We start from the raw sequence: 15,802 nt of genomic DNA on the forward strand, positions 1-15,802 counted from the left end.
TGGGAGGGTGGGGTCACGCCGAGCCGAGTTCGTTGTCGATGAAGGCGAAGACGTCGTCCGCGGAGGCCTCCTCCAGCCGTCCGGCGACGGCGGCGGCGTCCTGGCCGAGGGTCTTGTTCAGGTCGCCCAGCAGTGACTGGAGGCGGGCGGTGATCCGTCCCTGCTCGATGTCCTCGGCGGTGAGGTCGCCGAGCCGGGCCGCGACCCGGTCGAGGTCGGCGAGGACCGAGTCCACGGAGGTGTCGGCGCCCGCGAGTTCGGTGCCCAGGTGCTTGGCGAGGGCGGCGGGGGTGGCGTAGTCGAAGATGAGCGTGGCCGGCAGCGGCACCCCGGCGGCGCCGCTGATCCGGTTGCGCAGGTCGACGGAGGTGAGCGAGTCGAAGCCGAGGTCGCGGAAGGCGGTGGTGGGCTCGACGGCGTCGGCGCCGCCGTAGCCGAGGACCGCGGCGGCCTGGCCGCACACCAGCTCCTGGAGGGCGCGCTCGCGTTCGCCGCCGGTGAGGCCGGCCAGCTTCTCGGCGAAGCCGTCGGCCGCGCCCGCCTCGGCGGGCGCGGCCGTGCCGCGCCGCGCCTCGGGCAGCTCGGACAGCAGGGCGCTGGGCCGGGTCGCGGTGAACGCGGGCGCGAACACGGACCAGTCGACGTCGGCGACGGTGACGGTGGTGTCGCCGCCGTCCAGGGCGCGGCGCAGCGCGGTCAGCGCGCGGTCGGGGTCGAGGAGGGACATGCCCATCGCGCGGGCGGACGAGCGGACGGTGCCGTGGGCGGCCATGCCGTCGCCGCCCCACGGTCCCCAGGCGATCGAGGTGGCGGGCAGCCCGGCGGCGCGCCGGTACTCGGCGAGGGCGTCGAGGAAGGCGTTGGCGGCGGCGTAGTTGGCCTGCCCCGCGCCACCGACGGTGGCGGTCAGGGAGGAGAACAGCACGAACGCCGACAGGTCCCGGTCCGCGGTGAGTTCGTGCAGGTGGCGGGCGGCGTCGGCCTTCGGGGCGAGCACCCGGGCGAACCGGTCGGGGGTGAGCGCGTCCAGGACGCCGTCGTCGAGGACGCCGGCCAGGTGCAGCACGGCGCTGAGGGGGTGCTCCGCCGGTACGGAGTCCAGCAGCGCGGCCAGCGCTTTCCGGTCGGCGACGTCGCAGGCGGCGAGGGTCACCTGGGTGCCCGCGTCGGTGAGTTCGCGGACGAGGTCGGCGGCGCCGGGCGCGTCCGTGCCGCGGCGGGAGGTGAGCAGCAGGTGGTCGGCGCCCTCGGCGGCGAGCCACCGGGCCACGGCCGCGCCGACGGCGCCGGTGGCCCCGGTGACCAGCACGGTGCCGGACGGCTTCCAGGGGGCGCCGGCGCGGGCCGGGGCGTGCTCCAGCCTGCGGCCGTAGGCGCCGGACTCGCGCACGACGACCTGGTCCTCGCCGCCGGCGTCGCCGAGCAGCGCGGCCAGCCGGGCGACGGTCCGCGGACCGATCTCGGCGGGCAGGTCGACCAGGCCGCCCCAGCGGTCGGGGTGTTCCAGGGCGGCGACCCGGCCGAGGCCCCACACCGGGGCCTGGGCGAAGCCGGTGACGGCGGGGGCCGTGCCGTGGGCGACGGCGTCGCGGGTGACGCACCACAGCGGCGCGGTGATGCCGGCATCGCCGAGGGCCTGCACGAGGGCGGCGGTCGCGGTGAGTTCGGTGGCCGGTGCCAGCAGGGACAGCACACCGTCGACGCCGCCCCGGCCGGCGAGCAGCCCGGCCAGCGCGGCACGGTCGGCCGTCTCCGGTGCCGTGAGGGTGTCGAGGCGCAGCCCCTGGTCGGCGAGCCCGGTCAGGACGGCCGTGGTCCACGGGTCGTCGGCCGCCGGGACCACGGCCAGCCAGTGGCCGCCGAGCGCGGGGGTGGCGGCGGGGGCCAGCGGCTCCCAGGCGACGCGGTGACGCCAGCCGTCGGCGGCGGCGTTGGCCCGCCGCTGCTCGTGCCAGGCGGCCAGGGCGGGTACGACGGCGGCGACGGAGGTCTCGTCGGCGACGCCGAGGGTGGCGGCGACGGCGGTCACGTCCTGGTCCCGGACCAGCTCCCAGAACGGGTCGGCGCCGTCGCCGCCCGCACGGGCCGCCGCGGCGCGCTCGGCCTGGAGGATGGGGGCGTCCTCCCAGTGCCGGTCGCGGCGGAACGGGTAGGTGGGCAGGTCGACCTTGCGGCCCCCGGCGAACACGGCTCTCCAGTCGGGGCCGGTGCCGGTCAGGTGCAGGCGGCACACGGCGTCGACGAGGGCTGCGTCCTCGGCGCGGTCACGGCGCTGGGCGGCGATGACGTGCGGTACGACGTCCTGCGCCATGGTGGAGAGCACCGCGTCGGGGCCGACCTCCAGGAAGCGGGTGGCGCCCTCGGCGGCCAGCGCGGTGACCCCGTCGTGGAAGCGGACGGCCTCGCGGACGTGCCGCACCCAGTAGTCGGGCGAGGTCAGTTCGTCGGCCGGGCGGCCGGTGACGTTGGAGACGACCGGCAGGCGGGGCTCGTGGAAGGTGAGGCCCGCCAGCACCTCGCGGAACGCGTCGAGCATGGGGTCCATGCGGTGGGAGTGGAAGGCGTGGGACACCGTCAGCCGCTTGGTCTTGTCGAAGCGGGCGGCCACGGCGGCCACGGCCTCCTCGTCACCCGAGACGACCACCGCGCGCGGGCCGTTGACGGCCGCGATGTCGACGCCGTCGGTGAGCAGCGGCGTGACCTCGGCCTCGGCGGCCAGCAGGGACACCATCGCGCCGCCGGCCGGGAGTTCCTGCATCAGCCGGCCACGGGCGGCGACCAGGGCGACCGCGTCGGGCAGGTCCAGGACGCCGGCGACGTGCGCGGCGACGACCTCGCCGATGGAGTGCCCGGCGAGCAGGTCCGGGCGGATGCCCCAGTGCTCCAGCAGCCGGTACAGGGCGGTCTCGAAGGTGAACAGGGCGGCCTGCGTGTAGACGGTCCGGTGCAGCGGGGCGGGGTCGGTGTCCTGGTCGAACATCACCTCGCGCAGCGGCCGGTCCAGGTGGGCGTCGAAGGCGGCGCAGATCTCATCGAAAGCGGCGGCGAACACCGGGAACGCGGCGTGCAGGGTGCGGCCCATGCCGGGCCGCTGCGAGCCCTGGCCGGTGAACAGGACGCCGAGCCGGCCGGGTTCGGGGGCCACGACGGCGGCCTGGCTGCCGTCGGCGACGGCGCGCAGACCGGCCAGCAGCTCGTCCCGGTCGCGGCCGGTGACGGCGGCCCGGTGGGTGAACACGGTGCGCGTGGTGGCCAGCGAGTACCCGACGTCGTACGGGTCGAGGTCACCGGCGACGGCGAGCAGCCGCTCCGCCTGCCGCTGGACGGCGTCGGCACCCTTGCCGGACAGCACCCACGGTACGACGGGCAGCGCGGCCCGCTCCGCCGGCGCCCCGTCCGTCCCGACGGGCGGCGCCTCCTCCAGGATGGTGTGGGCGTTGGTGCCGGAGATGCCGAAGGAGGAGACACCGGCGCGGCGCGGGCGGCCGTCGGGGGTGTCCCAGGGGCGGGGCTCGGTGAGCAGCCGGACGTCGCCCGCGTTCCAGTCGACGGCGGCGGACGGCTTCTCGACGTGCAGGGTGCGGGGCAGGGTGCCGTGGCGCATCGCCATGACCATCTTGATGACGGCGCCGACCCCGGCGGCGGCCTGCGGGTGGCCCATGTTGGACTTGATGGAGCCGAGCCAGACGGGTCGGCCCTCCGGCCGGTCCTGCCCGTAGGCGGCGATGACGGCCTGCGCCTCGATGGGGTCGCCGAGCGTGGTGCCGGTGCCGTGCGCCTCGACCGCGTCGATGTGGTGCGGGGCGAGCTGGGCGTCGGCGAGGGCCTGCCGGATGACACGGATCTGGGCCGGACCGCTGGGCGCGGTCAGGCCGTTGGAGGCGCCGTCCTGGTTGACGGCGGAGCCCCGGACGACGGCCAGCACCTCGTGGCCGTTGCGCAGGGCGTCCGACAGGCGCTCCACGAGCAGCATGCCGGCGCCCTCGGCCCAGGCGGCGCCCGCCGCGTCGTCGGAGAAGGAGTGGCAGCGGCCGTCCGGGGACAGCGCGCGGCGCTCGCTGAACTCGATGAACATCTCGGGGCTGGCCATGACGGCGGCGCCGCCGGCCAGCGCCAGGGAACACTCCCCCTTGCGCAGGGACTGGATCGCCGAGTGCAGCGCGACCAGGGAGGAGGAGCAGGCGGTGTCCATGGTGACCGCCGGTCCCTCCAGGCCGAGGGTGTAGGCGATGCGGCCGGAGACGATGCTGCCGGAGATGGTGCCGCCGATGTAGTCGTGGTGCATCAGGCCGACGAAGACACCGGTCGGGGTGCCCTTCACCGTGGTGGGGTCGATGCCGGCCCGCTCGAAGGCCTCCCAGGTGACCTCCAGCAGCAGCCGCTGCTGCGGGTCGGTGCCGGGGGCGTCCTTGGGGCTGATGCCGAAGAAGGCCGGGTCGCACTCGGCGGCGTCGTGCAGGAAGCCGCCGTGACGGACGTAGGTCCTGCCGGGGGCGCCGGGCTCGGGGTCGTAGATCGCCTCGACGTCCCAGCCGCGGTCGGTGGGGAACTCGGTGACGACGTCGATGCCCTCGTCGACGACGCGCCACAGGTCCTCCGGCGTGCGCACGCCGCCGGGGTAACGGCAGCCCATGCCGATGATGGCGACGGGCTCGTGGTCCTGCTCCTCCAGCTCCCGTACGCGGCGGCGGCTGCGCTCCAGCTCGGTCGTGGCCCGCTTGAGGTAGTCGCGGAGCTTGCCGGCCGTGGCCGAGTCTTCCATCACAGGGCTCCCAGTTCGTTGTCGATCCTGGCGAAGAGTTCTTCGTCGCTGGCGTCGCCGAAGTCCGCCGGCGACCCGGGCTCGGTGGGGCGCGCGTGGCTGTCCTGCCAGCCGCGCAGCAGCGCTTCGAGGCGCGCGGTGACCCGGGCGTGGCTGCCGTCCTGGTCGGGCAGGGCGTGCAGGGCGGCTTCGAGACGGTCCAGTTCGGCCAGCGCGGAGCGGGCCTGGTCGGCCGGTCCGGGCACGAGCGCGGTCTTGAGGTGGCCGGCGAGGGCGCGCGGCGTGGGCTGGTCGAACACCAGCGTCGCCGGGAGGGTGAGGCCGGTGGCGCCGGCGAGGAGATTGCGCAGTTCGACGGCGGCGAGCGAGTCGAAGCCCATCTCCTGGAAGGCGCGTTCCGGGTCGACCGACTCCGGCGAGGGGTGCCCGAGGACGGCGGCGACATGGGTGCGGACCAGCTCCAGCAGGGCGCGGTCCCGGTCGGCGTCCGGCAGCGACGCCAGCCGCTCGCGCCAGGAGCCGGCGGGGGCGCCCGCCGCGGGTTCAGTGCCGCGCCGCCGGGCCGGCCGCACCAGGCCGCGCAGCAGGGCGGGTACGCCGTCCGGCCGGGCGCGCACGGCGGCGGCGTCCAGGCGTACGGGCACCAGGACGGCGTCCTCGCCACCGAGGCCGGCGTCGAAGGTGCGCAGTCCCTGGGCCGGGGTGAGCGGTGGCAGGCCGAGCCGGCGCAGCCGCTCCAGGTCGGCGGCGTCGATGCCGGCGCTCATGCCGCCGGAGCCGGACCACAGGCCGTAGGCGAGGGAGACGGCGGGCAGGCCGAGCGAACGGCGGTGGGCGGCGAGACCGTCCAGGAAGGTGTTGGCGGCGGCGTAGTTGGCCTGGCCGCCGCCGACCAGCAGGCCGGCCGTGGAGGACAGCAGGACGAAGGCCGACAGGTCCGTGTCGCGGGTCAGTTCGTGCAGGTTCCAGGCGGCGTCCACCTTGGGCCGCAGCACCCGGTCGACCTTGTCCGCGTCCAGGGTGGCCAGCACGCCGTTGTCGACGACACCGGCGGCGTGCACCACCGCCCGCACCTCGTGCGCGGCGAGCAGCGCGGCCAGGTCGGCCCGGTCGGCGGCGTCGCAGCGGGCGAGGGTCACCTCGGCACCCGAGTCGGCCAGCTCCTCGCGGAGTTCGGCCGCACCCGGCGCGTCCGCCCCGCGCCGGCCGGCCAGCAGCAGGCGCCGTACGCCGTGCTCGGTGACCAGATGACGGGCGATGAGGGCGCCGAGGCCACCGGTGCCGCCGGTGATCAGGACGGTGCCGTCCTGGTCCCAGGCGACCGGGCCGCCGGGCTTGGCACGGGCCAGCCGTGGCACCCGCACCTCGCCGTCCCGCACCGCGACCTCCGGCTCACCGGCGGCGAGCGCGACGGCGAGGGCGGGGCCCGGGGCGGCGCTGCCGTCGCTGTCGACCAACAGGAACCGGCCGGGGTTCTCGGCCTGGGCGGCGCGTACGAGTCCGTACAGCGGGGCGTGGGTGAGGTCCCCGGTCCGCAGGAGCACGGCGAGCCGGCTGCCGGCCCGGCGCTCGTCGGCCGGCCAGGCGCGGAGGGTGTCCAGGGTGGCGTTGACCCGGTCGCGGACGAGGGCGGGCAGGTCCGGCACGGGGGCGGGGGCGGCCGGTACGGGCAGGACGACGAGGTCGGGCAGGGGGCCGGCGGTGACGAGCGCGGCGAGGTCGGGGTGATGGGGGGCGTCGAGGGCGGTGTCGTAGGTGCCTGCCTCCGTCACGCCGGTGTCGCCCGCGCGGGTTTCGCCCACGCCGCTGTCGCCCGGACCGGTGCCGTCCACCTCGGTGTCGCCCGAGCCGGCGCCGCCGAATCCGCAGACGGCCAGGGCAGGGAGGTCGGCGGTCGCCGGGACCGGTGCCGGGACGAGGTCGACCCGGTACAGCGGGTCGTCGCCGTCCCCGGCGAGCTGTTCGGCGGAGACGGGTCGGGCCACGAGGCTGCGCACGGTCGCGACCGGCGCTCCGGCGGCGTCGGCGAGGGTGAGGCTGACGGCCTCGGCGCCGGACGGGGCGAGGTGCAGGCGCAGGGTGTCGGTGCCCGCCGCGTGCAGGGTGACGCCGCCCCAGGCGAACGGCAGCACCGCCTGGCCGCCGGGCAGGTCCAGCAGGTTGACGTGCAGGACGGCGTCCAGCAGCGCCGGGTGGACGCCGAACGAGGCGGCCGTGGCGCGGGCGCCCTCGGGCAGTGCCGCCTCGGCGAACAACTCGTCCCCGCGACGCCACATGGCGCGCAGACCCTGGAAGACCTCGCCGTAGCCGTAACCGGTGCGGGCCAGGCCGGGGTACAGGCCGTCCAGGTCGACGGGTTCGGCGTCCCGGGGCGGCCAGTCGGTCAGGGCGGCCGGGTGCGCCGCGTCGGCGGGTGCGGTGGTGAGGACGCCGGCGGCGTTGCGGGTCCAGGGGGCGTCGGGGCTGTCGGCGCGCCGGGACCAGACGGTCAGCTCCCGCCGTCCGTCCCGTTCGGCTCCTACGGCGGCCTGTACGGCGAGTGCGCCCTGCTCGGGCAGGATCAGCGGGGCGTGCAGGGTGAGTTCCTCGACGGTGTCGCAGCCGGTGCGCTCGGCGGCCTGGAGGGCCATCTCCACGAAGCCGGTGCCGGGCAGCAGCACGGTTCCGTGCACGGCGTGGTCGGCCAGCCACGGGTGGGAGGCGAGGGAGAGCCGGCCGGTGAGGACCGCTCCCCCGGTGTCGGGCAGGTCGGTCGCGGCGGTCAGCAGCGGATGCCCGGTGGCGCTCTGCCCGAGGCCGTCGGCGTCGCCGCCGGCGGCGGTGGCCTCCAGCCAGAGGCGTTCGCGTTGGAAGGCGTAGGTGGGCAGCTCGGTGCGGCGGGCGCCGTGCGGGGCGAAGAACGCCGGCCAGTCCACGGCGGTGCCGGCCGCGTGCAGCCGCGCCACGGCCGTGACCAGGTCGCGTTCCTCGTCGCCGTCGCGGCGCAGCCCGGGGACGGTCACGCTGTCCTCGGGCAGGCAGTCCACGGCCAGGGCGGTGAGGGCCGCGTCGGGGCCGACTTCGAGGAACGCCCGGGCGCCCAGTTCGTGCAGGGTGGTCAGGGCGGGGGCGAAGCGGACGGTCCCGCGGACGTGGTCCACCCAGTAACCCGGGGTGGTCAGCCGGCCGGGGTCGGCGAGGGCGCCGGTGAGCGTGGAGACGATCGGGATGCGCGGCTCCGAGAAGGAGCACGTGGCGGCGACCGCGGCGAAGTCGGCGAGCATCGGCTCCATCAGCGGTGAGTGGAAGGCGTGCGACACCGTCAGCCGCTTGCTCTTCCCGAAGCGGGCGGCGAGGGCGTCGACGGCCTCCTCGGCACCCGAGATGACCACGGACCGGGGGCCGTTGACGGCGGCGACGGCGACCCGGTCGTCCAGGTGGGGGGCGACCTCGCCCTCACCGGCACGCAGCGCGGCCATGGCGCCGCCTGCGGGCAGGGCGGCCATCAGGGTGCCGCGCGCGAGCACGAGCCGGACGGCGTCCGGCAGCGACAGCACCCCGGCGACGTGGGCGGCGGCGAGTTCGCCGACGGAGTGGCCGGCCAGGAAGTCGGGGGTCACGCCCCAGGACTCCAGCAGGCGGTACAGGGCCACTTCGGTGGCGAACAGGGCGGTCTGCGCGTAGTCGGTCCGGGTCAGCGACTCGGCGTCGGTGTCGATCACTTCGGCGAGCGGCCGGTCCAGGCCCCGGTCGGCGAGCGCGCACACCGCGTCGAAGGCCTCGGCGTACACCGGGAAGGCCCGGTGCAGGGCCCGGCCCATGCCGAGCCGTTGCGCTCCCTGCCCGGTGAACAGGAAGGCCGTCCTGCCGCCGGCGGGGGTGAGCGGGGTCGCGGCGGCGAGCCCGGCGAGCAGTTCGCCGGTGTCCCGGCCGACCGCGACGGCGCGGTGCTCGAAGTGGGCGCGGGTGGTGGCCAGCGACAGCCCGAGGTCGGCCGGTCGGGCGCCGGGGCGCGCGTCGACGTGGTCGCGCAGGCGCGCGATCTGGGCGGTGAGGGCCTGCCGGGTGCGGCCGGTGACGATCCAGGGGACGCAACCGCCTTCCCTGACCGGCGCGTTGATGTGGTCCTCGGCGGGAGCCTGATCGGCCGTAGCCGGATCGGTGGGACCTTGATCGGCCGGAGCCGGATCGGCGGGTGCCTGCTCCAGGACGACGTGCGCGTTGGTGCCGCTGATGCCGAAGGAGGAGACGGCGGCGCGGCGGGGCCGTCCGGTGGCGGGCCACGGGCGCCGCTCCAGGGCGAGTTCGACGGCGCCCGCGCTCCAGTCCACCTGGTCCGTGGGGGCGTCGACGTGAAGGGTGGGCGGCACCTCGCCGTACCGCATGGCCAGCACCATCTTGATGACGCCCGCGACACCGGCGGCGGCCTGGGTGTGCCCGAGGTTGGACTTGACCGACCCGAGCAGCAGCGGCCGGTCGGCGGGGTGTTCGCGGCCGTACGTCGCGAGCAGCGCCTGCGCCTCGATGGGGTCGCCGAGCGAGGTGCCGGTGCCGTGCGCCTCGACCACGTCGACGTCGGCGGCGGTGAGCCCGGCACCGGCCAGGGCCTGCCGGATGACCCGTTGCTGGGACGGGCCGTTGGGGGCGGTCAGCCGGCTGCTGGCGCCGTCGGAGTTGACCGCGCTGCCCCGGATGACGGCGAGCACCGGGTGCCCGTTGCGCCGGGCGTCGGCGAGTCGTTCCAGCAGCAGCATGCCGGCGCCCTCGCCCCAGCCGGTGCCGTCGGCCGCCGCCGCGAACGCCTTGCAGCGGCCGTCCGGCGCGAGTCCGCGCTGCCGGCTGAAGTCGATGAACGTCTCCGGGGTGGACATCACGGTGACGCCGCCGGCCAGGGCGAGGGAGCACTCCCCCGAACGCAGCGCCCGCACCGCCCAGTGCAGGGCGACCAGGGAGGAGGAGCAGGCGGTGTCGACGGTGACCACCGGGCCTTCGAGGCCGAAGGTGTAGGCGACGCGCCCGGAGGCGATGCTGGCGGCGCTTCCGTTGGCGAGGTAGCCGTCGAGGTCGTCGGGGACGGAGGTCAGGCGGGTGGCGTAGTCGTTGTACATCACGCCGGCGAACACACCGGTACGGCTGCCGCGCAGGGAGGCCGGGACGATGCCGGCCCGCTCGAAGGCCTCGTACGAGGTCTCCAGCAGCAGCCGCTGCTGCGGGTCCATGGCGAGGGCCTCGCGAGGGCTGATGCCGAAGAAGTCGTGGTCGAAGTCGGCGGCGTCGTGCAGGAATCCGCCGGTGCGGGCGTAGGTCTTGCCGGGCCGGGCCGGGTCGGGGTCGTACAGGGCGTCCACGTCCCAGCCGCGGTCGGCGGGGAAGTCCGAGACCGCGTCGGTGCCCGTCGCGACCAGCTCCCACAGGTCCTCGGGGGTGGTGACGCCGCCCGGGTAGCGGCAGCCGATGCCGACGACGGCGATGGGGCCGTGTGCGCGTTGCTCGTTCTCGCGCAGCCGTCGCCGCGCCTCCCGCAGATCCGCGGTCGTCCGCCTGAGATAGTCGAGCAGTTGCTCTTCGTTGTTCACCAGCGCGCCATCCGATCGAGATCGAAGTGAGGGCCTCGGCCGTGCGGATCGCCTCCGGACGGTTTCCGGTCCGCTTCCCCTCCGCTGTCGGAGGCTAGGCAGGGGCCGATGACGCAGGACACCCCTACAGCCCCCAGGGACCCCTGCCGTCGTTAAGGGGTCCCCACGGGATCACGCGGCACGACGAACGGCGGATCTCACCTGGCGGTGCCGCTTCGGTACGGGGTTCAGCGCAGGGCGATGAGCGCGATGGCGGCGGCGGCGCACAGCAGTCCGGCGGTCTGCCGGCGGGTGAGCCGCTCGCGCAGGAAGGCCAGTGCGAGCAGCACCGGGATGGCCGGGTAGAGCGCGGACAGCACGGTGGCCACGGCCATCAACTGGTGCCGCGTGGCGGCGAGATACAGGATGATGGCCACCGTCCCGACCGCACCGCCCATGGCGGCCGCCGTCGCGGGCCGGCCGGGCATGGTCACCGGGGCCCGGTACGGGACGAGCGCCACGGCGATCACCGCCACGGACGCGACGCGGCTGACGACGACGGGCCACAGGCCACCGTCCGCGCCCACCTGCGCCATCGCCAGGAACTGCACCCCGAAGCCGGCGCTCGCGGCCAGCGCGGCGGGCACTCCCGCGGTCACCGGCACGGCGGTACGGCGGTCCGTGCGCGGCCCCGCGGCCTGCGCGACGAGCCACAGCGCCGGTACGGCGACGGCGATCCCGACCCAGGCGACGGCGGCCGGCCGTTCGCCGAGGAAGGCAACCCCCACCAGGACGGGAAGGGCGACGGCCCCCACATCGCTGACCGGTACGACGACGCTCATCTGCCCCTGTGACATAGCCCGGTACAGGAACGCGACGCCGACGCCCGTACCGACGCCCGACAGCGCCCCGAACCAGTAGTCACCCGCCGTCCCGTCACCGGAGGACGCGAGCGCCGGCACCACCGCGACCGCGGTACCGGCGAGCTGTGCGTAGAGGGCCACGGTGATGCCGTCGCTCCTGCGCGAGACGAGTCCGTTCACGAAGTGGGTCAGACCGAAGCAGAGCGCGGAGGCCAGCGCCGGCGCCTCACCCACGGGCCCGCCCCACCGACAGCGGCAGACCTTCCCGGGACGGCGGGACATCGGCGCACACAGCCATACCGACGGCCCTACCCGGAATCCTGGTCATGATGACAACTCGCCTGACCCCGGCGGGCGTTCGGGGTCAGGGGGTGCCGGCCTCGTCATGAGAACGTCGTGTGCGCCGCCGGAGGGCATGCTTTCGGGCTCACCCGGGGGCGGTCGTACGGAAGCGGGCCCGGTAGACCGTCGGTGAGATGCCCAGTGCGTTCTGGAAGGCCCGCCGCATCGCCTCGGCCGAGCCGAAGCCCGCTCGTGCCGCGACGGTGTCGACGGGCTCGCTGCTCGCCTCCAGGAGAGCCTGGGCCGCTTCGAGGCGGATGGACTCGGCGTAGCGGCCGACCGTCATCCCGGTGTGCGCACGAAAGAGCCGGCTCAGGTGACGTACGCTCACCCCGGCCCGGCGCGCCAGGGCGGTCAGGTCATGGTCGGCGCTCGGATCGGCGCCGACGAAGTCCATGATCCGCCGGACGGCGGGGTGCGCCGACTCGCGCAGGGTCAGCCGCGCGCTGAACTGGGACTGACCACCCGGGCGCGCCATGAAGACCACCAGCTCGCGGGCGACCTCGCGGGCCACGTCGGGGCCGTGGTCCTCCTCGACCAGGGCCAGGGCGAGATCGATGCCGGCGGTCACTCCGGCCGAGGTGACGACGTTGCCGTCACGGACGAACAGGGCGTCCGTCTCCACGGTCACGTCGGGATAGGCGAGCGCCAGTTCCCGGGCCGGTCGCCAGTGCGTGGCGGCCCGCCGCCCTTCGAGCAATCCGGCTGCGGCCAGCATGAAGGCGCCGGCGCACACGGAGGTCACGCGGCGGGCGCGCCCGGCCAGTGCCGCCGTGCCGGCCACCAGCGCCGGGTCGGCGACGGCCTCGCGCCACTCCCGCCGTCCCGGGACCACGAGCGTTCCGAGCTGCGCCGGCAGCTCCTCCCAGCTGCCGCCGGCGTCCAGCCGTACCTGCGCGGAGGTGGCCACCGGCCCTTCGGCGGCGGACACGATCCGCACGTCGTACCGGGCCCCGTAGGCGTTCGCCGTCGTGAAGACCTCCGCGGGTCCGGCCACGTCCAGCAGCTGGACCCCGGGGAAGGTCAGCACGGCCACGACATGCCGCGGGCGCGTGGCGCTCACTCCGGCCACGGCGACTCAAGGATGGTCCGCACGAAGTCACCTCGCTCGAATCCTGGTACGTAGTGCTCCAGGACGTCGGCCTTGACGTTCCCGAAGGTGGTCTCGGGCTTGGGCCGGATGCCTTCGGTGAAGGCCTCCAGGATCTGCCGCTTGAAGTCGGGGCGGGGGTGCAGTGCGACGACGGCCGCGCGGTCGGCGGGGGCGATGTCCTCGTATCCGATGCCCAGCACGTCGTACTCCACACCGGCGGTGACCAGCGCCACCTCGGGTCCCATGAACTCCGGGACGCCGGGCGTGGTGTGCAGGGCGATCGCCGTCCACACGCGGCGAATGCTGTCCTCGGGCACGTCATGGTCCCGCAGGAACCGCCGGGCCGCCTCCGCCCCGTCGACCTCGAAGCGCCGGCCGCTGTCGTGGAAGCGCGCACCGAGACCGAGGTCGTGGAACATGGCGCCGATGTACAGCAGTTCCGGGTCGAAGCCGAGGTCGCGTCGGCGGCCCTGTAGCGCGCCGAACAGATAGACGCGGCGCGAGTGGTGGTAGATCAGGTCGCTCGTCTCGTCCCGCACCAGCTGCGTCGCCTCCCGGGCGAGCTTGGTGTCGGGCACGGTGACTCGGCCGGCCAGGGACTCGTCAGCCATCCTTGCACCTCATGTCTGCCAGTCGTATGCGCGCAACGGCGCCGTGACCTCAGTGTCGTTCCGCGGAACCGGGCGGCACCATGTCCATGGGGACAGGCATCCCACAGATCTGGACATCCGCCGGCGAAGGCACCCCTCCCTCCCATGCGCACGCAGGCGCGACCGACCGAAACCACCCCCGTTTCCTGTCATGTTTCAGACAAGATCCCGCGTCGCCCCGACGCGCGGACCACACCGGACGCGCGCCCGGCGAGGTGGCGCGGCGAGAGCGGAGCGACAGGGGAGACTCCCGCGCCCTGCGCGCCGATCGCCACCCCTGCCTGCGGGAACGGCACTGCGCCCACCCCCTCCCGATCTGCCGCTCCGGAACGCCGTACGCCTCCCCGCCGCGCGCCGCGAAACACCGCCGCAATGTTTCGCCAAGATCCGCCCACCGGCTCCGGTGGCAGAATATCGGCGACCAATGTCCACGGCACCTACCACCGGATTGACGTGGCCTGGACCTGGTTTTAGTGTTGCCCCTCGTGCGGCCAGCAGGTAGCTGAACGAAACGGTCTTATCGCGTCCGGAGGGGCGGTCAGTATGCCCGCAATCTCGTCGCCGACACCCCCTACTCTTGTTCATATACTTCGGGACAGAGCATTAGAAAAGCCAGACGCCACCGCATACGTATTTCTCGCCGACGGCGAGGACGACGAACGCCGGATCACTTACCGGCAGCTGTACGCGGCGGCCGCCGACGTGGCCGACGCGCTGGGCGCTCGGCACGGGCGGGGCGAGCGGGCGCTGCTCCTCTTCGCCCCGGGCCTCGACTACATCACCGCGTTCTTCGGCTGTCTGCTCGCGGGCGTCGTGGCCGTACCGGCCTACCCGCCGCAGGACGCGCGCGGCCTCGGCCGACTGGATGCCATCATCGCCGACGCCGGCGCGAGCATCGCCCTGACCACGAAGGATCTGCTGCCGATCGCCCAGTCGGCACTGGACGCCCCGCTGGAGTGGCTCGCGACCGACGCTCTGGACACCGGCGCCCCGGAGGCGGGCGGGCGGCTCGCGGCCGACGCCCGGCCGGTCGCCGCGGCGTCCGAGGACCTCGCCTTTCTCCAGTACACCTCCGGCTCGACCCGGCTTCCGCGCGGCGTCATGCTGACGCACGCGAACCTCATCCACAATCTGGAAGCCATCTATCAGGCCTTTGCGGGGTCCGCTCACGACGTCATGGTGAGCTGGCTTCCCCCGTATCACGACATGGGGCTTATCGGCGCCATCCTGGAGCCCCTTTACGGTGGATTCCCAGGCATTCTGATGGCACCCCTGCATTTCCTTCAGAAGCCCTATCGATGGCTGAAAGCGATCTCCGTGCACCGGGGCACGATCAGTCCGTCCCCGAATTTCGGATACGAACTGTGTCTGCGGAAGATCGACGACGAACAGCGGGCGTCGCTCGATCTGAGTTCCTGGCGTGCGGCCGTCAATGGTGCGGAACCCGTGCGCGTGGAGACGGTCGAGCGGTTCTCGGAGCGGTTCGCCCCGGCCGGCTTCGATCCCGGTACCTTCCGTCCCAGTTACGGCCTGGCGGAGGCCACCCTGCTGGTGACCGCCGATCCGGTCGGCGAGAGCGTGCGCCGCTTCCCGGTCGAGGGTGTGTCCCGGATCGCCTGCGGGACCGCCCGTGGCGATCAGTCCGTCGTCGTGGTGGACACCGCCACACTGGCGCCGGCCGAGGCCGGGCAGGTCGGCGAGATCTGGGTGTCGGGACCGAGCGTCTCGGCGGGTTACTGGGGCCGTCCCACCGAGAGCACGGCGCTGTTCGGCGCCACGCTGCCGGACGGCCGTGGCCCCTATCTGCGCACCGGGGATCTTGGGGCCCTGGACGTGGAGGGCGCGCTCGCTGTCACGGGCCGGCTGAAGGATCTGCTCATCCTGCGGGGCCGCAATGTGTATCCGCACGACGTGGAGGGCGCCGCCGAGCGGAGCCACCCCGCCCTGCGCCCCGGATGCGGCGCGGCCTTCACGGTTCCCGTGGACGGCGAGGAGCAGCTGGTCCTGGTGTTCGAGGTCGCGGACGGCGCGGACACGGAGGCCGTCGCACTCGCCGCCCGCCGGGCGGTGCGCGAGGAGTGCGAGGCGGACCTGCACGAGCTGGTGCTGATCCCGCCCCGGACCATCCCCAAGACCTCCAGTGGCAAGATCCAGCGCCGCGCGACGCGCGAGGCGTATCTGTCCGAAGCCCTGTCGCGGGTGGGCGGCTGGCGGCCCGAGGGTACGGCGGCGGCATCCGGCGAGCAGGCCGCCGTTCCTCCGCGTACGCCGCTGGAGGCCCTGATCGCGGGCATCTGGGCGGAGTTGCTCGGCCAGGAGGAGGTCGGTGTCCACGACGACTTCTTCGCGTCGGGGGCGCAGTCCCTCCTCCTCTCCCAACTCGCCGTCCGCATCGAGGCGGAGCTGCCGGTGCGGGTCACGACCGGCGACCTCTTCCAGGCCTCGACCGTCGCGAAGCTGGCCGCGCTGCTGGAGAGCAGACCGCTCACCGTGGACGAAGAGCAGGTCGCCGGTCTGATCGCCCGGAGCGACAACGGCTGAACAGCGCAAGCACCGAC

6 protein-coding genes are annotated in these 15,802 nt (G+C 74.6%); 1 reads left to right on the plus strand and 5 read right to left on the minus strand.

The window, feature by feature from the left end:
- Positions 1-13: 13 nt before the first annotated feature.
- The 5 genes from ACZ4WH_RS32570 to ACZ4WH_RS32590 form a co-directional block, all read right to left on the minus strand.
- A complete protein-coding gene (locus ACZ4WH_RS32570) occupies positions 14-4,762 on the minus strand; it encodes a type I polyketide synthase (RefSeq protein ID WP_468187615.1) in 4,749 nt (1,582 codons plus the stop codon).
- Positions 4,762-10,317: a type I polyketide synthase gene (locus tag ACZ4WH_RS32575; protein WP_468187617.1), complete on the minus strand. Its 5,556-nt coding sequence runs from the start codon at positions 10,315-10,317 to the stop codon at positions 4,762-4,764. Before ACZ4WH_RS32575 ends, ACZ4WH_RS32570 begins: the two co-directional genes overlap by 1 nt.
- 227 nt (positions 10,318-10,544) lie before the next feature.
- Complete coding sequence (locus ACZ4WH_RS32580; protein WP_468187619.1) at positions 10,545-11,393, minus strand: GRP family sugar transporter; 849 nt, start codon at positions 11,391-11,393, stop codon at positions 10,545-10,547.
- Between the two features lie 193 nt (positions 11,394-11,586).
- Positions 11,587-12,537 (minus strand): GlxA family transcriptional regulator, encoded by a 951-nt coding sequence (locus ACZ4WH_RS32585; RefSeq protein ID WP_468187664.1) that lies wholly within the window; start codon positions 12,535-12,537, stop codon positions 11,587-11,589.
- A 23-nt stretch (positions 12,538-12,560) separates the two neighbouring features.
- Positions 12,561-13,205: an HD domain-containing protein gene (locus ACZ4WH_RS32590; protein ID WP_468187621.1), complete on the minus strand. Its 645-nt coding sequence runs from the start codon at positions 13,203-13,205 to the stop codon at positions 12,561-12,563.
- Between the two features lie 582 nt (positions 13,206-13,787).
- On the opposite strand from ACZ4WH_RS32590, the gene ACZ4WH_RS32595 reads away from it, so the two are divergent.
- The gene (locus ACZ4WH_RS32595; RefSeq protein ID WP_468187623.1) at positions 13,788-15,785 is read left to right on the plus strand and encodes an AMP-binding protein; all 1,998 of its coding nucleotides are present in this window, start codon (positions 13,788-13,790) and stop codon (positions 15,783-15,785) included.
- The last annotated feature ends 17 nt before the right edge of the window (positions 15,786-15,802 follow it).

The organism is Streptomyces sp. NPDC029138 (assembly GCF_055564375.1).